20 protein-coding genes are annotated in these 23,289 nt (G+C 65.0%); 5 read left to right on the top strand and 15 right to left on the bottom strand.

The features are described 5' to 3' along the window. Window positions 1-103: 103 nt before the first annotated feature. The 5 genes from FJV43_RS27790 to FJV43_RS27770 all read right to left on the bottom strand — a co-directional run bounded on the left by FJV43_RS27790 (window position 104) and on the right by FJV43_RS27770 (window position 6,441). Entirely contained in the window at window positions 104-3,199 is a 3,096-nt protein-coding gene (locus FJV43_RS27790) for a MexW/MexI family multidrug efflux RND transporter permease subunit (RefSeq protein ID WP_239622198.1), read from the bottom strand. Window positions 3,200-3,280: 81 nt separating this feature from the next. Then, a complete protein-coding gene (locus FJV43_RS27785; protein ID WP_239622197.1) occupies window positions 3,281-4,471 on the bottom strand; it encodes an efflux RND transporter periplasmic adaptor subunit in 1,191 nt (396 codons plus the stop codon). A 1-nt stretch (window position 4,472) separates the two neighbouring features. Beyond that, entirely contained in the window at window positions 4,473-5,174 is a 702-nt protein-coding gene (locus FJV43_RS27780) for a TetR/AcrR family transcriptional regulator (RefSeq protein ID WP_061878200.1), read from the bottom strand. 137 nt (window positions 5,175-5,311) lie between these two features. Then, the gene (locus tag FJV43_RS27775) at window positions 5,312-5,902 is read right to left on the bottom strand and encodes a thiamine pyrophosphate-dependent enzyme (RefSeq protein WP_239622196.1); all 591 of its coding nucleotides are present in this window, start codon (window positions 5,900-5,902) and stop codon (window positions 5,312-5,314) included. After that, entirely contained in the window at window positions 5,899-6,441 is a 543-nt protein-coding gene (locus FJV43_RS27770) for a phosphonopyruvate decarboxylase (RefSeq protein ID WP_028178284.1), read from the bottom strand. Before FJV43_RS27770 ends, FJV43_RS27775 begins: the two co-directional genes overlap by 4 nt. Before the next feature lie 105 nt (window positions 6,442-6,546). Here FJV43_RS27770 and FJV43_RS27765 point away from each other — a divergent pair, with 105 nt between their 5' ends. Together FJV43_RS27765 and rocD are read left to right on the top strand one after the other, a co-directional pair. Continuing rightward, a complete protein-coding gene (locus FJV43_RS27765; protein WP_239622195.1) occupies window positions 6,547-7,767 on the top strand; it encodes a cytochrome P450 in 1,221 nt (406 codons plus the stop codon). Window positions 7,768-7,994: 227 nt separating this feature from the next. Then, window positions 7,995-9,209: an ornithine--oxo-acid transaminase gene (gene rocD / locus FJV43_RS27760; RefSeq protein ID WP_239622194.1), complete on the top strand. Its 1,215-nt coding sequence runs from the start codon at window positions 7,995-7,997 to the stop codon at window positions 9,207-9,209. A gap of 571 nt (window positions 9,210-9,780) precedes the next feature. Here rocD and FJV43_RS27755 read toward each other — a convergent pair. Further along, window positions 9,781-10,038, bottom strand: a complete 258-nt coding sequence (locus FJV43_RS27755; protein ID WP_239629844.1) for a hypothetical protein — start codon at window positions 10,036-10,038, stop codon at window positions 9,781-9,783. Here FJV43_RS27755 and FJV43_RS27750 point away from each other — a divergent pair. After that, entirely contained in the window at window positions 10,009-11,181 is a 1,173-nt protein-coding gene (locus FJV43_RS27750; protein ID WP_239629636.1) for a Spy/CpxP family protein refolding chaperone, read from the top strand. The genes FJV43_RS27755 and FJV43_RS27750 overlap by 30 nt on opposite strands. Window positions 11,182-11,401: 220 nt before the next feature. Here the strand turns inward: FJV43_RS27750 and FJV43_RS27745 are convergent, their stop codons facing one another. The 9 genes from FJV43_RS27745 to FJV43_RS27705 form a co-directional block, all read right to left on the bottom strand. Beyond that, complete coding sequence (locus tag FJV43_RS27745; protein ID WP_239622193.1) at window positions 11,402-12,265, bottom strand: sugar phosphate isomerase/epimerase family protein; 864 nt, start codon at window positions 12,263-12,265, stop codon at window positions 11,402-11,404. Continuing rightward, window positions 12,265-13,455 carry a dihydrodipicolinate synthase family protein gene (locus tag FJV43_RS27740; RefSeq protein ID WP_239622192.1) on the bottom strand — a complete coding sequence of 397 codons (1,191 nt, stop codon included), beginning with the start codon at window positions 13,453-13,455 and terminating at the stop codon, window positions 12,265-12,267. Before FJV43_RS27740 ends, FJV43_RS27745 begins: the two co-directional genes overlap by 1 nt. A 130-nt stretch (window positions 13,456-13,585) precedes the next feature. Then, the gene (locus tag FJV43_RS27735) at window positions 13,586-14,737 is read right to left on the bottom strand and encodes a Gfo/Idh/MocA family oxidoreductase (protein ID WP_239622191.1); all 1,152 of its coding nucleotides are present in this window, start codon (window positions 14,735-14,737) and stop codon (window positions 13,586-13,588) included. Further along, window positions 14,734-16,131: a hypothetical protein gene (locus FJV43_RS27730; RefSeq protein WP_239622190.1), complete on the bottom strand. Its 1,398-nt coding sequence runs from the start codon at window positions 16,129-16,131 to the stop codon at window positions 14,734-14,736. Before FJV43_RS27730 ends, FJV43_RS27735 begins: the two co-directional genes overlap by 4 nt. Before the next feature lie 200 nt (window positions 16,132-16,331). Further along, window positions 16,332-17,174, bottom strand: a complete 843-nt coding sequence (locus FJV43_RS27725; RefSeq protein ID WP_239622189.1) for an ABC transporter ATP-binding protein — start codon at window positions 17,172-17,174, stop codon at window positions 16,332-16,334. A 133-nt stretch (window positions 17,175-17,307) separates the two neighbouring features. Then, window positions 17,308-18,300 (bottom strand): ABC transporter substrate-binding protein, encoded by a 993-nt coding sequence (locus tag FJV43_RS27720; protein WP_239622188.1) that lies wholly within the window; start codon window positions 18,298-18,300, stop codon window positions 17,308-17,310. 73 nt (window positions 18,301-18,373) lie between these two features. Continuing rightward, on the bottom strand, window positions 18,374-19,183 hold the full coding sequence (locus tag FJV43_RS27715; RefSeq protein ID WP_239622187.1) for an ABC transporter permease: 810 nt from the start codon (window positions 19,181-19,183) through the stop codon (window positions 18,374-18,376). A gap of 354 nt (window positions 19,184-19,537) precedes the next feature. Continuing rightward, window positions 19,538-20,197, bottom strand: coding sequence for a TetR/AcrR family transcriptional regulator (locus tag FJV43_RS27710; protein WP_239622186.1), 660 nt, complete (start codon window positions 20,195-20,197; stop codon window positions 19,538-19,540). Between the two features lie 204 nt (window positions 20,198-20,401). Then, a complete protein-coding gene (locus FJV43_RS27705; protein ID WP_239622185.1) occupies window positions 20,402-21,250 on the bottom strand; it encodes a VOC family protein in 849 nt (282 codons plus the stop codon). Between the two features lie 212 nt (window positions 21,251-21,462). On the opposite strand from FJV43_RS27705, the gene FJV43_RS27700 reads away from it, so the two are divergent. Together FJV43_RS27700 and FJV43_RS27695 are read left to right on the top strand one after the other, a co-directional pair. Continuing rightward, window positions 21,463-22,356 carry a sugar kinase gene (locus tag FJV43_RS27700; protein WP_131866928.1) on the top strand — a complete coding sequence of 298 codons (894 nt, stop codon included), beginning with the start codon at window positions 21,463-21,465 and terminating at the stop codon, window positions 22,354-22,356. 17 nt (window positions 22,357-22,373) lie between these two features. Beyond that, on the top strand, window positions 22,374-23,288 hold the full coding sequence (locus tag FJV43_RS27695) for a ribokinase (RefSeq protein WP_239622184.1): 915 nt from the start codon (window positions 22,374-22,376) through the stop codon (window positions 23,286-23,288). Window position 23,289: the final 1 nt, after the last annotated feature.

Below are 23,289 nucleotides of genomic sequence, written 5' to 3'. Positions count from 1 at the left end.
ACCTTGTCTCTCGCAAGCGCAGGAACGGGCTTCCTCAGGACACAACGAAAAAGGGCGGCAGCGGATGACCGCTGCCGCCCTTGGACTGGCTTGCCTTGCGGCCTCAGGTCGGCCGCAGCGCCTTGGAGCCGAGGTCGAGCTCGTTGACCTGCTTGTTCCGCTCCGAATCGGCCGCCGCGCGATGGTCGGTCGCCAGCACCACATAGACCGCCGGCAGCACGAACAGCGTGAACAGCGTGCCGATCGACATGCCGGCCACGACGACCAGACCGATCGAGAAGCGGCTGGCCGCGCCTGCGCCGGTCGCGGTCAGGAGCGGGATCAGGCCGGTGACCATGGCGGCCGTCGTCATCAGGATCGGCCGCAAGCGGATGCGGGCCGACATTTCGATGGCGGAGCGGCGGTCGAGCCGCTCTTTGACCTGGAGCTCGTTGGCGAACTCCACCATCAGGATGCCGTGCTTGGTGATCAGGCCGACCAGGGTGAGCAGACCGACCTGGGTATAGATGTTCATGGTCGCCGCGCCGAAGAACAGCGGGATCAGCGCGCCGACGATCGCCATCGGCACCGAGATCATGATCACCAGCGGGTCGCGGAGGCTCTCGAACTGCGCGGCCAGCACCAGGAAGATGATGATCAGCGCGAAGCCGAAGGTGATCGCGAGCTGATTGCCTTCCTGCACATATTGCCGGGAGTCGGCCAGATAGTCGTGGCTGAAGCCCTGCGGCAGCTTCTTGGCCTCGCCTTCGAGGAAGTCCACCGCCGCACCGACGGTCACACCCGGCATCGGCACGGCCGAGAACGTCGCCGAATTGAGCTGGTTGAAGTGAGTCAGCGAATTCGGGTCGGTCTTGGTTTCAATGGACACCACCGTCGACAGCGGCAGCTGCTGGCCGGTATTGGTCGTCACGTAGTAGCCGCCGAGCGATTCCGGCGACAGCCGCTTGGCGCGCGGCACCTGCGGGATCACCTGGTAGGACCGGCCCTCGAGATTGAAGCGGTTGATGTAGTTGCCGCCGAGCAGCACCGCGAGCGTAGCACCCAGGTTCTGCATGTTGACGCCGAGGTCCTGTGCCTTGGTGCGGTCGATCGTCACCTTCACGTTCGGCTGGTTGTAGGCGAGATCGCTGTCGGAGACGATGAACATGCCGCTCTTGCGCGCAGCTTCCTTCAGCTTCTCCATCTGCTCATAGACCGTCTGGAACCCGGCGGTGGAGTTGATCACCATCTGGATCGGCAGGCCACCCGGGCCGCCCGGCAGCGGCGGCAGGTTGAAGGCGAAGGCCTGCACGCCCTCGATCTTGGAGAGCTCGGCCTGCACCAGCGGCTTCAGCTGGATCGACGAACGCGTGCGCTCGTCCCAGGGCTTGAGCAGCATGCCGGCGATGCCGCCCTGCGGGCCGTTGATGCCGTTCAGCACGAAGCGCAGGTCGGTCTCGGGGAATTTCGCGAATTCCTTGTCGAGCTTCTCGCCGTAGAAATCGAGATAATCGATGTTGGCGTATTTCGGGGCCTTGGTCACTGCGAACACGATACCCTGGTCTTCCTCGGGCGCCAGCTCCTTGGAGGTGTGCATATAAAGGAAGCCGACGAGGCCGAGGATCGTGATCGCAAACAGGCCGGTGATGGCCTTGTAGTCGAGCGAGCGATCGAGCTTGCGGCCGTACCAGCGCGTCATCGCGCCGAACACCCGGTTCACGAGCTTTGCGAAGCGGCCTTCCTCGGTGTTCTTCAGCAGCATCGAGCACATCATCGGCGACAGCGTCAGCGCGATCACGCCCGACACGATCACCGAGCCCGCGAGGGTGAAGGCGAATTCGCGGAACAACGAGCCGGTGAGGCCGCCGAGAAAGCCGATCGGCGCATACACCGCCGCGAGCGTGATCGTCATCGAGATGACGGGGCCCACGATCTCGCGCGCACCTTGCAGCGAGGCCTGAACCGGTGTCTTGCCCTCCTCAAGGTGGCGATGGATGTTCTCCACCACGACGATGGCGTCGTCGACGACGAGGCCGATCGCCAGCACCATCGCAAGCAGGGTCAGGAGGTTGAAGCTGAAGCCCAGCGCCAGCATCAGGGTGCAGACACCGATCATCGACAGCGGGATGGTGACGACGGGAATGATGACCGACCGCAGCGAGGCCAGGAACAGGAAGATGACCACGATCACGATGATCACCGCCTCGCCCAGCGTCTTCTCCACCTCGTCGATCGAGGACTGGATGAACTTGGTCGAGTCGTAGGCGACCTTCATCTTCATCGATGGCGGCAGATTGCGCTCGAGCTCGGGGAACAGCGCGCGCACGCCCTTGACCAGCGTCAGCGGGTTGCCCTGCGGCGTTGCCTGCACGCCGATGAAGATCGCGTGCTCGCCGTTGAAGGCAACACTGGCGTCGGTGCTCTGGGCGGCAAGCTCGACGGTGGCGATATCCTCCATCCGCACGAAGCCGCCGTCCTTGGCCTTGACGATCATCTTCTTGAACTGGTTGACGTCGGTGAGGCCGGTATTCGTCGAGACGTTCGAGACGATGAGATAGCCCTTGGTCTGGCCCGCCGCGGACTGGAAGTTGTTGGCGGTGATTGCCGCGGCGACGTCGGCCGGCGACACGTTGCGGCCGGCCATCTTCACGGGATCGAGCCAAAGACGCATCGCGAAGGTCTGGCCGCCGAGAATGTCGGCCGAGGCGACGCCGTCTACGGTCGACAGCACCGGCTGCACCACGCGCGTCAGATAGTCGGAGATCGCCGAGCCGGACAGCTCCTCGGACGAGAAGCCGAGATACATCACGGCCGTGGTCTGGCCGGTGGTCTTGGTGACGATCGGGTCGTTGGATTCCTTCGGGATCAGGTACTTCACCGAGTTCGTCTTCGCCAGCACCTCGGTGAGCGCCTGGTTCGGATCGAAATTCAGCTTGATGTAGACCTGAATCGTCGAAGTGCCGAGCACGGAGGACGAGGTGATGTAGTCGACGCCCTCGGCGGAGGCGACTGCCTGCTCGATCGGCGTGGTGATGAAGCCCTGGATCAGGTCCGCGGACGCGCCGGGATAGACGGTCGTGATGTTGATGACCGTGTTCGACAGCTTCGGATATTGCCGGATCGGCAGCACCATCGCCGCGCGCAGGCCGATCAGCAGGATCAGCAGGCTGACGACGACCGACAGAACCGGGCGCTTGATGAAAATATCGGTAAGGGCCATCGCGGCGATCTCGATTTCCGATCTGGATTTCTTTGTCTCAAGAGACGTGATCCGGCCGGGCCGGATCACGTGAGGATGTTGTCAGTAGCGCGGCGGCTGCGCCGGGATCGGCGGAGCCGGGTCGGTCGAAATCGATACCGGTGCACCCGATTGCAGCTTGAGCTGGCCGAGGGCGACGACCTTGTCGCCCGCTTTCAGGCCCTTGAGGATCTCGACGCGACCCTCGACCCGGTTGCCGGTCTGCACGAAGGTGCGCACCGCCGAGAGGCTGGACTTGCCATCCGCTTCCTTTTTCTCGGCAATCACGAACACCGAGTCGCCGTACAGGGTGTAGTCGACCGCCGTCTCAGGCACGGTGATCACGGCCGGCTTGTCCGGCAGCACCACCGTGGTGGTCACGAACATGCCGGGCTTGAGGATCTTTTCCGGATTGGCGATCGTCGCCTGCACGCGGATGTTGCGGGTGTCGGTCGCGATCTGCGGCTCGATCGTGGTGATCTTGCCCTCGAAGGTGCGGCCCGGATAGGCATCGACCTTCAGCCGGACGGTCTGGCCGACCTTGAGGTTGCCGGAATCCTTTTCCGTCACCGTGAAGTTGGCCCACAGCTCCGACAGATCGGTCAACGACACGATCGCCGTACCTGCCGTCAGGTATTGGCCAACCTCGACCTTGCGCATGCCGAGATCGCCTGAGAACGGCGCGCGCACCAGCTTCTGCGAGATCAACGCCTCGGTCTTGGCGATGCCGGCCTGCGCCTGGTCGTAGGAGGCCTGCGCGGCATCGACGGTCGCCTGCGGACCGAACTGGCGCGCGGCCAGTTGCTTGGCGCGGTCAAGCGACAGCTGCGCGACGGTCGCCTGCGCCTTGTAATTGGCGAGGTCGCCCTGCTCCGGCGCGTCGAACAGCTGCACCAGCGGCGTGCCGGCCTCGACACGCGTACCCGGCTCGAACTTGATCTCCGTGACGCGGCCGTTGACGTCGGCGCTGACGTCGACCTGATGCACGGCGACAAGGCTGCCGACAGCGGTGAGCAGGTTCGGCACCACCTCGGACTTCGCCTCGGCCGCGCTGACGGCCGTCGGCGGCGGCTTGTTGTTGGCAAAGAACTGCTGGATCATCTGGCCGCGGAAATAGTTGAACCAGACGAGTCCACCGACGAGCGCGGCCAGAAGCGTGCCGACGATGATGAACCAGAGCACCGGCCGGACCGGACGCTTGGGAGCCTTGTCGATCGGTTCGCCCGAAATCTTGTGTTCGGTTACGATGTTCATGTCATGCACTTTCTGCAATCGCCGCCTTGCCGGCATCCGCGGCCTGATCGCGGCCCAGATGCGAAGCAATTGCGGCGTCGTTAAGTCCTATACCCCTCAGGAGAAACTCACAGAGCTGCCGCTCCAGGTCGTTCGCCTTGCCGTAAGCGAGACAAGGCGTGGCCGGCAGCCTGGTCAGCGCCGCGGTCATCACCGCATGATGCGCAAACCAGAACAGGTTGAGCGGATCGCCAGCGTAGGGCCGCGCATCCCCGGCGGCCACGGCGCGCTCGAGCGAGCCGACGAAAGCCGCCCCAATCAGTGTCTCGATCTTGGCATATAGCAAACGCGCGAATTCACCGTCATCCAGATGGCTCGTGGCCATCAGTCGCAGGCGCTGCGCCTCTTCCTGATCGGGGCCGTCAGCAATGTGCAGGAAATGCCCGACCATCCTGCGGATCACCTCGACCAGCGTGGCGGTCGAGGGCTCCCGCTCGAGAAGCTCGATGAACGCCGGATCCGCTTCGCATTCGTCGCTGAGAATTTCTGCATAGAGCGCGGCCTTGGACGGGAAATGCTTGAACAGCAGCGCCTCGGAAATGGCAGCGGCGGCCGCCACGCTCTTCGTCGTGGTGCCGGTGTAGCCATGTCGGGCAAAGCAGCGCTTTGCGGCACCGAGGATCAATTGACGCCTCAGGTCGCTCGTCATACGCAATGAGCTCATGGTGGTGAGTAAGCACTCACCCACGCAGAAGTCAAGCACTATGTTGCATCGCAACCTGAATGCGTTGCAAACTCAGGGGAAATTCGTCCCACCACTCGGGCTGCTTGCAGGGCGCCGCCTCTGAGAGCCGCGCCCGGCTAGATAGGCTGGAAGCCGAGGTCGCCGCGGATCCGGTTGAGGATGTAGGTCCCATCCCGGCTTGGCAGGATCCGCTCCAGGCTGGCGCTGTCGATCTTCACATTGGCAAAGCGCGGCCCGGCGGAAACGTCGTGGACGGCTTTGGCAAAGGCCTCGACCTCGGCCATGGTCGTGACGGCCCGGCTGTCCGCAATGCCACATGCCTTGGCGACGCCGACAAGGTCGGCGGCGGCCGAGGTATGGCTGGTCTGCCCGCCGGTCTCGCCATAGGCCTCGTTGTCGAGCACTGCGATCGACAGATTGGGCGGCCTTTGCAGGCCGATGGTGGCAAGGCTGCCGATCCCCATCAGCATTTCACCGTCGCCGGTGATGACCAGCACCGGCAGCGTCGGCTGCGCCAGAGCGAGGCCGAGCCCGATCATCGCGGCGCCGCCCATGCCACCCCACTGGTAGAAATTGCGGGCATGGTCGCCGGCGGCGCACATGTCGTTGGTGGAGGCACCCAGGCCCCCGATCGCGACCACGTCCTTGCGGTCCGCGAGCAGCGTCGACACCACCTGGCGGCGGTCGAGGAGATTGGCCTTGCTCATTTGGTGAAAACCTTGGCGCCGATCAGGCGCTGCGACAGAAGGACGGCAGTCGGGGTGAGCGCGTTGTAGGCCTGCGCCGCGGCCGCTTCGAGCACAGCCGGCACCTCGGCGGCATTCGAGGCGCGCAGCACCTTGACGCCGGAGAGCTCGAACACACCCTGCGTGGTCGATCCCATCGGCACCTGCCACGGATTGAACTCGCCCCACTCGCCGCGCATGGTGACCAGCGTGAGGAACGGAAAGCGCAGGATCGGGATCAGCGACAGCATGTTGATGCAATTGCCGACGCCGCTCGACTGCATCAGCAGTACGCCACGCTGTCCGCCGGCCCAGGCGCCGGCGAGCAGCGCCACCCCTTCCTCCTCCGTCGTCAGCGGAATGCCGCGCATGGTGGAGGAGTCCAGCACGCGCTGGATCAGCCTGGAATGACCGGCGTCGGGGACATACGGCACCTGCCGGACGTCGAAGCGCTGCAATGTCGCGAAGATATCGTCGGGCCAGTTCGGGGCCGTGTCGGCAGCGTCAGCGCGTGCGTGCATTTTCCTGTCCGGTCGGCTAGCAAGGTGCAATGACTGTAGACGCATGCATGCGCCGACCAGAACAACAAAAACGGCATATCGGCTTTAACCGGCGAGTATAACGGGATGAACGCAGATGCGAAGGCGCTGGCGGCCAGCTTCGACCTCGAGAAGCTGACGCCGGAGTTCTACGACAACCCCTATCCGACTTATCGTGCACTGCGGGAGAACGAGCCGGTCAAGCGGCTGCCGAACGGCACCGTGTTCCTGACCCGCTACGACGACCTCGTCACCACCTACAAGAACACCAAGTCGTTCAGCTCGGACAAGAAGCGTGAGTTCGCACCGAAATACGGCGACACCCCGCTCTACGAACACCACACCACGAGCCTCGTCTTCAACGACCCGCCGTCTCATACCCGCGTGCGCCGCCTGATCATGGGGGCGCTGTCGCCGCGGGCGATCGCGGGCATGGAGGGCGACCTCATCAAGCTGGTCGACGGCCTGCTCGACGCCATCGCCGCCAAGGGCGCTTGCGAGCTGATCGAGGATTTCGCGGCCTCCATTCCCATCGAGGTGATCGGCAATCTGCTCGACGTTCCCCATGACGAGCGCACACCGCTGCGTGGCTGGTCGCTGGCGATCCTGGGCGCCCTCGAACCCGTGGTGTCGCCCGAGGCGGCGGCGCGCGGCAACAAGGCGGTGACGGATTTCCTCGCCTATCTCGAAACGCTGGTGGCGCGACGGCGCGCCAAGCCGGGCAATCCCGAGCGCGACGTGCTGACGCGGCTGATCCAGGGAGAGGAGAACGGCGAGCGGCTGAGCGAGAAGGAGCTGCTACACAATTGCATCTTCCTGCTCAACGCCGGGCACGAGACCACCACCAATTTGATCGGTAACGGCCTCGTGGCGCTGGACCGTCATCCCGACCAGAAGCAGCGGCTGATCAACAACCCCGACATGATCAAGACGGCGGTCGAGGAGATGCTGCGCTATGAAAGCTCGAACCAGCTCGGCAATCGCATGACCACGGAGCGTGTCGAGCTCGGCGGCGTCGTGCTCGATGCCGGCACGTCCGTCACGCTGTGCATTGGCGCGGCCAACCGCGATCCCGCGCAGTTTCCAGACCCGGAACTCTTCGATATTGCACGCACGCCAAACCGGCACCTCGCCTTCGCCACCGGCGCGCATCAATGCGCCGGCATGGCCCTGGCGCGGCTGGAAGGCGCGATCGCGATCTCGCGCTTCCTAGCGCGCTTCCCGAACTATGCCGTGAGCGGGCAGCCGGTGCGGGGCGGACGGGTGCGGTTCCGCGGGTTCTTGAGCGTGCCTTGTTCGATCGGCTGAGGGGTCCAGAACAAAAATGTCGAAAACAACCCCATGCACAGTAGAGAGCGTGTCGGCGAACGAGGCCCTGTGGTTCCGCAGAACCATCTGACATTTCGAGCAGATCGGGCCCCACCACGCGATCGGGCGCATGAAGGCTTCCAAGACGGCAGAGCGATACCCAGATCAAGTTGAGGGCCGCCGGAGCGGTCGGTTGACGCCGGCGCGCAGCAATGGAGTGACGACAGATGAGCGCGTCGGTCATTGATCTCATCGCAACGGAAGCACGCTTTGGCGCCCATAATTACGCGCCGATCGGGGTCGTTCTGTCGCGCGGCGAAGGTGTCTGGGTCTGGGATACCGAAGGCAACCGCTATCTCGATTGCCTTTCGGCCTATTCGGCGGTCAGCCAGGGCCACTGCCACCCCAAGATCCTGGCGGCAATGGTCGAACAGGCGCACAGGCTGACGCTCACCTCGAGGGCCTTCCACAACGACCAGCTGGCCTTGTTCTACGAGGAGATCGCCGCGCTCACCGGTTCCCACAAGGTGCTGCCGATGAACAGCGGCGCCGAGGCGGTCGAAAGCGCGATCAAATCGGTTCGCAAATGGGGCTATGAGGTGAAGGGTGTGCCGGACGGTGCGGCCGAGATCATCGTCTGCGCCAACAATTTTCACGGTCGCACGCTTGCCATCGTCGGCTTTTCGACCGACCCCGAGACACGCACACATTTTGGGCCGTTCGCGCCGGGTTTCAGGATCATCCCGTTCGGCGACGCTGCGGCGTTGCGAGACGCAATCACCCCAAACACGGTCGCCTTTCTGGTCGAGCCGATCCAGGGCGAAGCTGGTGTCATCATTCCTCCAGCCGGCTATTTCACTGAGGTGCGCCAGCTCTGCACCGCCAACAACGTGATGCTCGTGCTCGACGAGATCCAGACCGGCCTAGGCCGCACCGGCAAGCTGCTCGCCGAGCAGCACGAGGGAATCGAGGCGGACGTGACGCTGCTCGGCAAGGCCCTGTCCGGCGGCTTCTATCCGGTGTCGGCGGTGCTTTCGAACAACGACGTGCTCGGGACATTGAGACCCGGGCAGCATGGTTCGACCTTCGGCGGTAACCCGCTTGCCTGCGCAGTGGCGCGCGCGGCGATGCGCGTGCTGGTCGAGGAAGGCATGATCGAGAACGCGGCCAGGCAGGGCGAGCGCTTTCTCGAAGGCTTGAAAAACATCCGTGCCAATACGATCCGCGAAGTGCGCGGGCGCGGCTTGATGCTGGCGGTCGAGCTGCATCCCGAGGCCGGCCGCGCGCGCCGCTACTGCGAGGCGCTTCAGGGCAAGGGCATCCTCGCCAAGGATACCCATGAGCAAACGATCCGGATCGCTCCGCCGCTGGTGATCACAAGCGACGAGGTCGACTGGGCGCTGGAGCGGCTCGCCACCACCCTGACGCAGGACTTCTCCTGAGACTGCCTGCGTCCGAAGATCGCATGCCGACCGCCGCCAGCAACGAACGATTCCGCAACATGCGCGTTGAAACATCGTGGGCGATTATGAGCTGGGAGCTAAGATCATGCTTCCGCGTGGCGTTTGCCTTACCTCTGTTCTAGCTGGTGTCTCGATGCTGGCGGCGAGCGTCGGCGCGTTCGGCCAGGGACCCGGCCAGGGACATGGAAGGGGCGGGCCACCGGGTCCAGCCGCAGCGCCGGCAGCACGGCCAGCAGCTCCACCGGCCATGGCACGCCCGGCGGCGCCGCCTGCGATGGCACGTCCCGCCGCGCCGGCATCCCATCCTCCTTCCATGCCGCAGCGACCGGCCATGGCGCCACGTCCGGCGCCGCATGTCGCCTCGCCGCCACCGCGTCCGACCCCACATGTCGCTGCGCCGCCGCGAGCGGCCCCGCACGTGGCGGCGCCACGGCCTGAAGTCCATCGCCCGCCGGCAGCACCGCAACGTCCGGCCACGGCACCGCGGCCGACGCCGCACATCGCCGCCCCATCGCGGCCCAGCGCACCGCCGGCCGCGAGCGAGCGGCTGTCACGGCGCGATCAGATCGAACAGCGTGCGCAGCAGCATCAGCAGCAGATCCAGCAGCGCCAGCAAATGGTGCAGCAGCGACAGCGCGAGACGCTGTCGCGCCAGACGACGGAGCGCCAGACCCGCATCGATCGCCTGCAGCAGCGCGTTCAGCAATTGCAATCGCAAAAGGTGGAAGGCGCGCGAGCGCAACGCGAGCAGCAACGGATGCTCCAGACCCAGAACCGCTTGCTCGGCCGTGAGCAGCGCGCGCAGCAACTTGACCTGGCTCGCCAGCAGCGGCTTGGACTGCAGGCTCCGGCCGGGCGCGCCGCGGCGACTGCGGCCGCCGTGCAGGCTGCCGAGCGCGGGCGGTTCGCGGCGCGCTTCCGCGAGCAGGCCACTCCGCAGACCCAGGCGGCCCTCGTCGCTCGCCAGAGCGGCTGGGCGCCCCGGCAAGCCTGGCGTCACCGTCATCCCGCGGTGTTCGTGGCATGGCTTGGGCCGGTGTTCTGGCCTTACGCTTATTCTGATATTTTCAACTACACGTTCTGGTCCTATGGCTACGAGCCCGGCTATTGGGCCTACGCCTATGACGATTTCGTCGATACCGTGTTCTGGGGTGGTGACAGCCCCTATTCCGCCTATGCCAGCGCCAACCCGTATGACTATCCGCAAGCCCGCGGCGACCGCGCGCGTCCACGCGCCAGCGTGAGCCGACAAACGCTCCAGCAATTGTGCGGCGCACCGGACAAAGGCGTGACCGCGTGGCCGCTTGCCGATATCGCGAAAGCAGTGCAGCCGACGCCGGAGCAACGCGCACTGCTCGACGAGTTGAAGACCGCGGCGGCCGACGCTGCCGGCGTGTTCAAGGACTCCTGCGCAGAGACCTATGCACTGACGCCCCCTGGGCGCTTGCGCGCGATGATGAACCGCATCGGCGCGACGCTGGAAGCCGTCAAGATCGTGCGACCGGCACTGGAGAATTTCTACAACTCGCTCAGTGACGAACAGCAGGCCCGCTTCAACGCGCTCGGCCCCAATGTCGGCGAGCGATCATCACAGCCGCAGGAAGCCAGTGCCCAGGAAACCAGTGCCGAGGGCTGCGGCGATCCGAAGTCCGGCCTGACTCAGTTCCCGATCCAGAGGATCGAGGCTGTGCTCCACCCCGCAGGCAAACAGAAGGAGGCGCTCGACCGCCTCGGCGAAGCGACGGCGAAGGGCGTTCAGGACCTGCAGGCGGCCTGTCCGAACGATGTGCCGCTGACGCCGGTTGGACGGCTCGAAGCGATGCAGCGTCGGCTCGAGGCCATGCTGACGGCCGCCAAGCTGGTCGAACCCGCCCTGGACGAGTTCTACGCCACGCTGAGCAGCGAGCAGAAGGCGCGCTTCAACACGCTGCAACAGGTCGCAAGCCCATAGGGCGCGCGCCTGACCTAGACCACGATGAAATTTGGCTCGGTCGGTTGTTCCAGGTTCACCTCTCCCCAGCGGGGAGAGGTCGGATTGCGCAGCAATCCGGGTGAGGGGCCGCAGCGATCGGTGAGACCTGATCCCCTCACCCGGATCGCATCTTTCGATGCGATCCGACCTCTCCCTACGGGAGAGGTGCTAGCATCGATTCAACCCAACTCATACCGCATTAGACCACCGTCCTGTGCCGCGCGATGCAGGTGCGCAGCACCTCGTCCATCGGCTTGCCCCACCAGTCGTTGGAAAAGATCTCGATCTCGGAATAGCCGGCAAAGCCCTGCGCTTCGACGACTTGACGCACCGATTTGATGTCGATGACGCCATCGCCCATCATGCCGCGGTCGTTGAGGATGTCTTTCGTCGGCACCAGCCAGTCACAGACATGGAACGCGAGCAGGCGATCCTTGCCGGCGCGCGCGATCTGGCCCATCAGCTCCGGATCCCACCAGATGTGATAGACGTCGAGCGCGACGCCGAGCATGCCGGTGCGGCCGGGGTCGAGCCGGTCGCAAATGTCGAGCGCCTGTTTCGTGGTGTTCACGCAGGCGCGGTCGGCTGCATAGGCCGGATGCAGCGGTTCGATCGCCAGCGGCATCTTCGCCTGTCGGGCGTAGTCGAGCATCTCCGCAAGCGCGTCCTCGACCTGCCCGCGCGCCGCCGCGATGTCTTTCGAGGCTTCGCTGCCCGGCCGCGAATATTGCGGCAGGCCGCCGACGACGAGGACGACGCAGGGCGCGCCCAGCGCCTTGGCCTCGTCGACGCAGCGCCTGTTGTCGTCCCGCACCTCGCCCCGGCGCGAGGCGTCCGAGGTGAACATGCCGCCGCGGCAATAGCCCGACAGTTCGAGGCCGGCCTCGCGCACTGCACGCGCGGCGCGCTCGAGACCGACGGCAGCGACCTGGTCGCGCCAGGGATCGATGGCACGGATGCCGTGCTTCGCACAGGCAGCGATGATCGCGACGAGGTCACCCTGCTTGCGGACCGTCGCCGTATTCAACGACAGCCAGCGGTGATCGGACGAGAAGTCGCGCATCAGGATTCGATACCGTGGGTGGCGAGCACGGTCTTCATCCGCCGCGTCGCTAGTTCAGGGTCGGCGAGCAGGCCGGCCTTGTCAGCCAGACGGAACAGCTCGGCCAGATGCAGCGTGGAGCGCGTGCTCTCCTGGCCGCCGACCATGGTGAAATGATCGTGATGGCCGTTGAGATACGCCATGAACACGACGCCGGTCTTGTAGAAGCGCGTCGGCGCCTTGAAGATGTGACGCGACAGCGGTACCGTCGGCCCGAGCACGTCGTGGAAGCCGGCTTCGTCGCCGACCGCCAGCCGCGACAACGCGTAGGACGCCGCCGGCGCGATCGCATCAAAGATGCCGAGCAACGCGTGCGAAAAACCCTGCTCGTCGCCGGCGATCAGCTCGGCGTAGTTGAAGTCGTCGCCGGTATACATCTTGATGCGCTTGTCGAGACGACGGCGCATGTCGATCTCGCGCTGCTTGTCGAGCAGCGAGACTTTCACGCCGTCGACCTTGGCGGCGTTGCCATTGATGATGGCAACCGCCGTGTTCATCGCCTGATCGATATCCTTGGTGCCCCAATATCCCGTCAGGGCCGGATCGAACATGTCGCCGAGCCAGTGGATGATCACGGGCTCGCGAACCTGCGACAGCACGCGGTCATAGACCTTAGCATAATCGTCGGCGTTGCGCCCGAGCTTGGCCAGCGCGCGCGACGCCATCAGGATGATGCGGCCGCCGACCTTCTCGACTGCCGCAATCTGCTCCTCATAGGCGCGGATCACGTCATCGAGGCTCTTGGCATCATCGACTGCAAGATGGTCCGTGCCCGCGCCGGAGAACACCAGCGCATTGCGGCGCTTTGCGGCACCGACCGAACGCGTGATCAGCTCCAGCGAAGTCGGCCAGTCCAGACCCATGCCGCGTTGCGCGGTGTCCATCGCTTCGGCAACGCCGAGCCCGAGATCCCAGACGTGCTCGCGAAAGGCGATGGTCTTGTCCCAGTCGACGGCGGCCGAGAGCCAGGGATCGTTGTCCGCGAAGGGATCGGCGACGGTGTGCACGGCCGAGAAAGCGATGCGGTTCAGCGGTCCCTCGAGCTTTGCGGGAAAGGTGCGCGAGGCCGCGAGCCGGTAGGTCTCGATCGAACGATCGGCCTTTGGCAGCTTCAGCGACAATGACGACATCGGCTGGACGGGTTTATTCATGGCTCAGACCTCTCCTCCGTCATTGCGAGGAGCGAAGCGACGAAGCAATCCAGGTTGTTGCCGCGGAGGGACACTGGATTGCTTCGCTTCGCTCGCAATGACGGCTTGGCAAACATCGAACTTGTTCAGCTCACGCCTTGATCGGGGCGACGTCGATCCAGCGCCGCTCCTTCCAGCTCTTCAGCGCGCATTCGGCGAGCTGCACGCCCTTGGCGCCTTCGAGCAGCGTGAACTTGTAGGGCGCATCCTCGTAGACGTGGCGGATGAACATCTCCCACTGCTCTTTGAAGCCGTTGTCGTAGGTGACGTTGTCGGGGAGCTTCTGCCAGTCGCCGTAGAAATCGTGCAGCCGCTTCTCGTCGGGATTCCAGACCGGGCGAGGCGTCGCCTGCCGCGCCTGGATCATGCAGTCGGTGAGGCCTGCGACCGCCGAGCCGTGGGTGCCGTCGACCTGGAAGGTGACGAGGTCGTCGCGATAGACGCGCGTCACCCAGGACATGTTGATGTGGGCGATGATGCCGCCTTCGAGCTGGAACGTCGCGTAGGCGGAATCGTCCGCGGTCGCCTTGTACCTCTTGCCCTGCTCGTCGTAGCGCTCCGGGATGTCGGTATTGCCGATGCAGACCACGCTCTGGACGTTGCCGAAGAGGTTGTCGAGCACGTAGCGCCAGTGGCAGACCATGTCCAGGATGATGCCGCCGCCGTCCTCGTCGCGGTAATTCCACGACGGTCGCTGCGCCTCCTGCCAGCCGCCTTCGAACACCCAATAGCCGAACTCGCCGCGCACCGAGAGGATGCGACCGAAGAAGCCGGAGTCGCGCAGGAAGGCGATCTTCTTCAGGCCCGGCAGGAACAGCTTGTCCTGCACCGTGCCGTGCCTGACGCCCTTGGAATTGGCGAGCTTCACGACCTCGACGGCCTCCTCGAAATTCGTCGCGATCGGCTTTTCGCAATAGACATGCTTACCGGCGTTGATGGCCTGGGTCAGCAGGCCGGGCCTCGCCTGCGTGGTCGCGGCATCGAAGAACATGGTGTCGTTGTTGTCGGCGAGCGCGGCATCGAGATCGGTGGTCCAGCGTGTGATGTTGTAGCGCTTCGCAAGCGCCTCGACCTTCTCGGCGCTGCGGCCGACCAGGATCGGGTCGGGCATGACGCGGTCGCCGTTCTTCAGGCGGACGCCGCCCTGGTCGCGGATCGCGACGATCGAGCGGATCAGATGCTGGTTGAGCCCCATGCGTCCGGTGACGCCGTTCATGATGAGGCCGAGGCGTTGGGTGGTCATGCCGGATACTCCTGAAGTGATTTTGGCTGTTGGAGCGGGCGGAGCGCCGACCAGTCCGGATGGACCGAGGTCGCAAAGCCCGCAGCATGAAGCGATCCCGTCAGGAGATCGCCGTCGTGAATGCAAAGGCGGATGCCTTGTCCGGCATCGGAATAGAGATCGGAATGCGCGACTGCGAAGGCTTGTGCTTCCGCGGCCGGCGTCTCGCCAAAGCCGTCGACATAGTGGTGGCCGTTGCGCTCGGCATGGGTGACGCCGATGAAGGCGCCGAGTGCGAGGTCCTGCTGCACGGCAAGCCCTGCCTGGCAGGTGAGGTCTTCGCCGGTGATGAAGAACGCTTCGCCTTCCGCGCTCCATTTTGCGGCGCGCGTGGCATTGACGATGGATTTGTAGAGGCCCTTGCAGGACTTCGATGAGATGCCGCGATAGCCGAGGGCCCGGGCGGCCGGAAAGGCATCGTAGGAATCGTCGGCTTCGTCGATGATGAAATCACGGGCGCGGAGCGAGCCGAGCGGCGATTGCCGCGTGATGTCGCGCGGCATCGGCTGTTCGATATAGAGCAGGCGCGAAGCGATCGGGCGCAATGTGGGATCGTGATCGAGCCGGTCCATCAGCGCCTGTAGCGCGGCGAGGTCGGCATATTGCTCGTTGGCGTCGAGCGTTACCCTGGTGTCGCGACCGAGCATATCGAGCTCCTTGCCGATCCGCGCCAGGCGCGCGGCATCGGCTACGGGATCGCCCGACAGCTTGAGCTTGAAGTAGCGTGCACCAGCGTTCCCGCGCGGATCGGCAACGCCGCCCTCGCCCTCAACGACATCATCAAGGCCGACCGTATGCCTGATGGCAACGCGCTGCAGCGGCATCCGGCCGGAGAGAAACGTCCTGATGTCCCTCTCGCTCAGGTCAGGAGAAAGCCGGGCATCGATGCCGGCGATGTTCACAGCCATGCCGTCGAAGAAGCTTGCCTCGACGCCGCGCAGCAGCGCATCGAGGATCGCCTTGTCGATTTCCGCGGGGCCGTAAGCCGCGGCAAGCGCCGGGATGTTCTTCTTCGCGCAGGTCGCGATCTGCGCCCCGATGCACGAGGCATGCAGATCGAACGCGGTCTGAAATCCGGTCCGCGCCAAATAAAGTCCGCGGGCGATCTCCAGCGAGCGGCGCAAGCCATCGACCGTCTGCGCCGGCGACAGCTCCGGCCGCTTGTCGAACCATTTCGGGACCAGCAGTTCGGCGCTGGCGCCGACCGCAACGCCCCTGCCTTCGACCTCGATCTCCACCCGCACGAACAGCTGCGGCGTCGCGTTGATGGTGATCGCGCCGAAGCGAAACGGCCGCGCGAACTGCACGGAACGTTCGAAGAAGGCGATGTCTCGCAGCTTCAGGCGGGGTGACATGGTGTTAGTTCGTCCCACAAAGCTGGCCGCGGAGGCGGTGCACCTCTCCCGCTTGCGGGAGAGGTCGGCACGAAGTGCCGGGTGAGGGTTCTATCCTCTTGGGGAGTCTTTCCAGCGGAAACACCCTCTCCCCAACCCTCCCCCGCAGGCGGGGGAGGGAGCGCACCGTGCATGTGGTGGCTCCAGAGAACAGCATCGTCCTAATCCAGCGCCCCTTGCGAGAAGAAGTGCTTGCGGATGCGCTGCACGAGCTCGGTGAAGACAGGATCGGCCATCGCGTCGAGCGAGCGCGGGCGCGGCAGCGGCACGTCGTAGATCGCGGCGACCGCACCGGGGCGCTCGGTCATGACCAGCACGCGGTCGGCGAGGAACACGGCCTCGGGAATCGAATGCGTGATCAGCAGCACCGTCTTCTTCGTCTCGCGCTGGATCCGCATCAATTCGACATTCATGCGTTCGCGCGTCAGCGCATCGAGCGCGCCGAACGGCTCGTCCATCAGCATGATCCTGGGATCGTGCACCAGCGCGCGGCAGATCGAGGCACGCTGCTGCATGCCGCCGGAGAGCTGCCAGGGCAGCTTCTTCTCGAAGCCTTCGAGCCCGACCAGCTTCAAGAGCGACTTGGCGCGCGCGAGATATTCCTGCCGCGGCAGCCGCTTCATGTCGATCGGCAGCATCACGTTGCCGAGGATGTTGCGCCATGGCAGCAGCAGCGCGTTCTGGAAGACGATGCCGACATTGCCGTGCGGCCTCGTCACCTTCTCGCCCTCGACCAGGATCTCGCCCGTCGTCGGCGGCAGCAGGCCCGAGATCAGCTTGAGCAGCGTGGACTTGCCACAGCCGCTCGGACCGACCACGACGAAGAACTCGCCGTCGTTGATGTGGAAGTCGAGCGGACGCAGCGACGGCACGTCGCCGTCGCGCGTCCGGTAGGTCTTCGACACGCCTGACAGCTTGATGCCCGACGCATCGCCCGCCCGGTCGTTCACCAGTCTCAGATGCGCGGCAGGCTGATCCGCAACTGACTTTATCGCTGATTGCATGCTGTTCGGTCCAGTTGAACGCAGCTGGTGCAGCCCGTCATTGCGAGCGAAGCGAAGCAATCCATGCCTCTCCAAGTGGGGAGATGGATTGCTTCGTCGCTATCGCTCCTCGCAATGACGGACGTTGTTGGTTTCACGTGCCGCTCTTCGGCAGATAGTCGTTGGTGTAGAAGGCCTTCGGGTTGTCCTTGGCCTTGGCGTCGAGACCGCCATATTCGACCATCAGATTGACGGAGTCCGTCATGTTCTGGTCGGTGACCTGGAACGGCCGCTTGCCCTTGGTCTCCGCAGTCCGGTAGAGCGGAATGGTCAGCTCGAAACCTTGCGTCAGCGTATCGATCTTGCCGCCCTTGGGGTTGGCATCGAGGATCGCCTGCGCCGCGGCCTTCGGCTCCTTCTCGGCGGCTTCGACGGCCTTGGTCGTCGCCGACATGAAGCGGCGGACGAGATCGGCATTGGCCTTCACATAGTCGGAATTGGCGATGATGCCCGACGACACCATGTTGATGCCGTAGTCGGCGAATTTGATCGGATAGACGTCCTTGCCGGTGGCGTCCTTGATCTTCATCGACTGGTCCATGACGTAACCGAGCAAAAGGTCGGCCTGGCCATTGATGACGGCGTTGAGCTTGGTCTGGCCGTCGCCGGCGACGGTCTTGAAGTCGCTCTCCTTCAGGCCGGTCTTCTTCAGGAACAGCGGCCAGATCTGGGTCATGGAATCAGCGGGAGTGATCGCCACCGTCTTGCCCTTGATGTCCTCGGGCTTCCTGATGTTCTTGTCGGCGAAACCCATCGCGGACATGGGGCTGGTCTGGAGCAGAACGCCGGTCGCAACCACGGGCGCGCCCTTGATCGCGGCGCGCATCATGGTGGGAACGTCGACATAGCCGAAATCGGCGGTCTTGGCGGCGACGGCCTGCGTGGTCGCCGCCGAGCCGCGGCCTTCCTGGATCTCGAGCTCGATGCCTTCGGCGGCATAGATGCCCTTGGCCTTGCCGTAATAGAACGGCGCGTGCTCGCCATAGACGTACCAGTTGAGCATCAGCACGACCTTGTCGGCCGCCTGCGCCGGCATGGCCGCGAAGGTCATCAGCACCGCCGAGACGGCCCCAATCAAGCGTTTCATCGTCACTCTCCCTTGCCCTTGTTGCGTCGGCCGTTGGTGGCCGTTCGTTGCGTCACTTCAGAGCCGCAAACACTCAGGCGGCGAAAATCACGTCCTCGCGCTGGCTGACATGCCAGGGAATGACCAGCTTCTCGATCCGGTCCACGATCCAGAACAGGATCACGCCGAGCAGCGCGAGGATCACCAGCGCCGCAAACATCGTCGGCAGGTCGAACGTGCCGATCGAGCGCTGCATGACGTAGCCGATGCCGGAATTGGAGCCGACGAACTCGCCGACGACGGCGCCGACCACGGCGAGCGTCACCGACACTTTGAGGCCAGAGAAGATCGCCGGCAGCGCATGCGGCAGGTTCACCGCGCGGAACACCTGGAAACGGCTGCCCTGCATGGCGCGGGCGAGATCGACCATGTCAGGATCGACCGATTTGAAGCCCTGCACGGCGGACACCACCACGGGAAAGAAGCCGAGCAGGAAGGCCGAAATGACTTTGGGAATGATGCCGAAGCCGAACCAGACCACGAACAGCGGTGCGATCGCGATCTTGGGCACGGACTGCGAGAACACCAGCAGCGGATAGACGTAGCTCTCCACCGTCCTGGAGCCCGCGATCAGCATCGCCACGGGAATGCCGAACAGCGCCGAGAGCAGGAAGCCGCAGACGGTCGCATAGGTGGTCGGCCAGGACTGGCGCAGCAGTTCCGGCCATTCGGTGCGAAGCACGGCGACGACATCGAGCGGCGACGGGATCTGGTAGGCGGGGATCTTGAACAGACGGATCGCCAGATCCCAGGCGACGACGATGAAGACGAGGAACAAGAACGGCCGAACCCAGGCCGCATTCAGCATCTTGGACACCGCATTTTGCGGCTTCAGCTCGGCCAATTTTCACTCCCGGCATCTTCTTCGTTGCGGGCAGAAATTAACCCGTTGGATAAATACTGTCCAGAGCTTTCCCTGTGACGTTTTGCGCCGGGTTCCGGGGCTGTGTGGGGGAACGCACTATCGCCTCCGTGTCCCGGACGCGCTGCGCGAAGCGTTGCTGCGCTGCGTACGGGGCACGAGACCGGCCCACCCTCGGTGTCATTCCCCGCGCAGGCGGGGAATCCAGTACGCCGCGGGCTTCTCCGTATCCCGCCGACGCCTCTGGAATACTGGATTGCCCGCCTGCGCGGGCAATGACGGCGGAGATTGAGGAAAAGGCGGATACCAAATCCGCCAAAGCCTGCGACTCGCAGACTACGCCGTCTGCACCACGCTGCCGCGGGCCTTCGCCGGCTTCGCGATCTCGAACAGGGCCACGGACTGCCCGGTCAGCGCGGCGAGCACGAGGCCGACCATATGGGCCAGCCGCTCATCCTTGGCCTTCTTATCCAGGAGATCGCGCCCGAAGATCACGCTGAGCGTCGCCGAGTTGGAGAGATAGAAGAAGCTCAGCGCCGCGATGGAGATGTAGAGCTGCACCGGATCGACTGCGACCTGGAAATCGCCGCTGTCGACGCCCCGCCGAACCACGGTGCGGATCATCTCGACGAAGGGCGAATGCATCGACTTGACCTTGGTCGATTTCTTCAGGTGCTTGGCGCGCGCGAGGTTCTCGGTCTGGAGCAGCGACAGGAACTCCGGGTTGCGCAGGAAGTAATTCCAGGTGAACTCGATCAGCCGTCTGATCGCCTCGGGCGGATCCAGATGTTCGAGATCGAGCCCGCGCTCCTCGCTGCGGATCTTGTCATAGGCGCCTTCGAGCACCGCGAGGTAGAGCTCGTCCTTGTTGCCGACGTGATAGTACAGCATGCGCTTGTTGGCGCCGGCCTTGGCTGCGATGCGGTCGACGCGCGCGCCGGCGAGCCCATGGGCGGAGAACTCCTGCTTGGCAGCTTCGAGAATGCGCAGCCGCATCCCCTCGGGGTCGCGTTGCCATTTCAGAGTTCGCTTTGCCTTCGCCTTCGCCAAACCGGGTGCTCGCTGGAGGTTCTCGGGTCAGCGTGTAACACGAGGAAGCCGTCATTGCGAGGAGCCCTTGCGACGAAGCAATCCAGACTGCCACCGCGGAGGGATTCTGGATTGCTTCGCCGCGCTCGCAATGACGGAGGACAGACTGCCCTATTCCACTGGCTTCGGCGAGCGCTCCAAGAGCACGGTCTGAATCCCGCAGGTCCCGTTCCGCACCGTCATGATCCGCGTGCCCGGCTTGCGGCCGTTGCGGACTTCGCTGACGTCGAGGCCGGCAGCGATCAGGCGGGCGCGGGTGGCGTCGATGTCGGCGACCCGCCAGCTCAGGCCCCAGAGCCGGTCATGCGTGAGGTCACTGCCGGCGACAGGGCGGCGCACCACCTCGACGATGAGGTCGCCGCAGCGGAAGAACATCAGCTGGCCCCAGTCCTGGTGCGAGCGGTCGAGCGCGAGATCGAGCCCGAGCCGCGCACCATAGAGCGCGGCGGCGCGCTCGGAATCCTCGGTGGTGATGACGACGTGGTCGAGCGCATCGATCGGCGCGACGTCGGTCGCGACCGACTTCGGACGCTCGTCGGCCAGCTCGAGGAAGAACATGCGCACGCCGCGCGTGAGCTCCGTGGCGGCACGCGTGCGCTTCCAGTGCAGCACGGCATCGCTGACCGCATCGCTGCTTTCGACCTCCGCAACAGGGTCCGGCCTCAAGGCCACCCGGTCCAGCCGCCGGTGCATCTTGCCGATGTCCGCGACCCGAAAGCACAGGCTGGCGAGCATGCCCTCCTGGTCCTCGAGCAGTGCGCGCATGCGGTCGGCGGTGACGCTGAAACCGCTCGGCGCCATCAGCTCGATCGTCATGTTGTCAAGGGTGAACAGCACCCGGTCAGCGCCCTCGCCGGAGTTCTGCCAGGCCGGCGCGCGGGCCAGCAGCGTCTGATAGGCCGCCTTGGCCGCACCGATATCGCTCACGAGAACGACGATGTGATCGAGGCCGGTGATCATCCTGCACCCTTTTGATAGACTTGGAACCCATGGACCGACAGACGGCGTTTGTCCGGGCTTGGCATTGGGCCGACATGGTCGTATTCCGGCACCATGCTGACCTCAAGCGCTTCGGGCGGCAGTTTTGCGAATAATTTCAGCGTCCCTCCGGAGCGGAACCGGTGCTAGAGTAATCCCGCCGGCCGGGACCACAAGCGCATCACGGACAAGCAATGCAGGCTCTCTTCATCGGACAGACCTATATCGACGTCGTCTTCATCACCGACCACATGCCGACCGGCGACGAGAAGCACGTGGCCTCGGACTACGCGGTCTCCTTCGGCGGCAATGCGGTGACGGCGGCCTTCTGCTGCGCCAAGCTCGGCATCGTGCCCGATCTCATCGCCACGGCGGCCAACGACTGGCTGGGGCGCATGTTCCAGGACATGTGCGCCAAGTACGGCATCTCGCTGCACGGGCGCAAGGTCAACCAGTCCTCGCTCTCCTTCATCATGCCCAAGGACGGCAAGCGCGCCATCGTCCGCTGCCGCGACGACGAGCACATCCACCCCTTCCCGATGCTCAATCTCGGCGGCTGCCGCGCGCTGCATGTCGACGGCCACCAGCCGGACGCCGCGATCCACTATGCCAAGGTGTGCCGCGAGGCCGGCATCCTGACCTCGCTCGACGGCGGCGGCCTGCGCACCAACACGCATGAACTGCTCGAATATATCGACGTCGCCATCGTCGCCGAACGCCTGTGCGAGCAGATGGACCTGACGCCGGAGAAGATGCTCGACTACCTCAAGGGCCGCGGCTGCAGGATCGGCGGCGTCACCATGGGCGAGAAGGGCCTCTTCTGGTACGACGAGACCGGAACGGTGCAGGTGATGCCGGCGATGCCGATCCCGCGCGAGCGCGTCATCGACACCAACGGCGCCGGCGACGTCTTCCACGGCGCCTATGTCTATTCCTACCTCGCCCATCCCGGCAAAAGCTGGCGCGAGCATTTCGATTTCGCGCGCGCCGCCTCGACCTTCAAGATCCAGCGCCTCGGCAACGAGGCCGGCCTGCCGACACTGGTCGACATCGCCAAGGTCAGGCACGAGTTCGAGGTCAGGGTCTAACAGTCGCAGGGGTCAGGATGGGGCGCGTCTTCGTCGCCGGCAGCATCAACATGGATGTGGTGGCGACCGCCGATCGCCATCCGAAGGTCGGCGAGACCGTCGCCGGCCGCCAGGTGCTGTATTTTCCGGGCGGCAAGGGTGCCAACCAGGCGGTCGCGGCGTCACGGCTTGGCGCGCGGACCACGCTGATCGGGCGACTGGGGAAGGATTCGTTCGGAGGCGAGCTGAAGGCCTTTCTCGGCGAGCAGGGCATCGATCTCGGTTACGTCCAGGAGACGGCGGAGGCCCACACCGGGACGGCCATCATCACGGTGGCGGAGGCCGACAACACCATCGTCGTCATTCCCGGGGCGAACGGGCTGGTCGGCGCCGAAGACGTCGAGGTCGTGCCGCTGCTGGCGGGCGACGTCGCCGTCAGCCAGTTCGAGATTCCGCTGCCGGCGATCGCTGCGTTCTTCCGGCGCGCCCGCGCCGCCGGGGCCACGACGGTGCTCAACCCGGCACCGGCGCAGGCCATGTCCCGCGAGCTGCTCGCGCACGTCGACATCCTCGTGCTGAACGAGACCGAGCTCGGCTTCCTCGCAGGCAGCGAGCTCTCCGAGAGCGACGAGGCGGCAAGGATCATTGCCGTGGCGCGGCAGCTTCAAGCGCGGGAGGACCAGGCCATCTGCGTCACGCTCGGCAAGCGCGGCGTGCTCGCGCTGGCGGGGCGCGAGGAGATTGCCGTGCCCGGCCGCGTGGTCAGGGCGCTCGACACCACGGGCGCCGGCGACTGCTTCGTCGGCGCGCTGGCCGCGCAACTGGCCGACGATGTGCCCTTGCGCGCCGCCCTCGCCTTCGCCAATGCCGCCGCCTCGATCAGCGTGCAGCGGATGGGCGCCGGGCCGTCGATGCCGACGGCCGCGGAGGTGGCGGCGGTCATGCAGCGCTAAG

The sequence above is a fragment of the Bradyrhizobium sp. I71 genome (genome assembly GCF_022354745.1).
GTDB lineage: Bacteria > Pseudomonadota > Alphaproteobacteria > Rhizobiales > Xanthobacteraceae > Bradyrhizobium > Bradyrhizobium liaoningense.
This window is presented reverse-complemented; position numbering and strand designations above follow the sequence as displayed.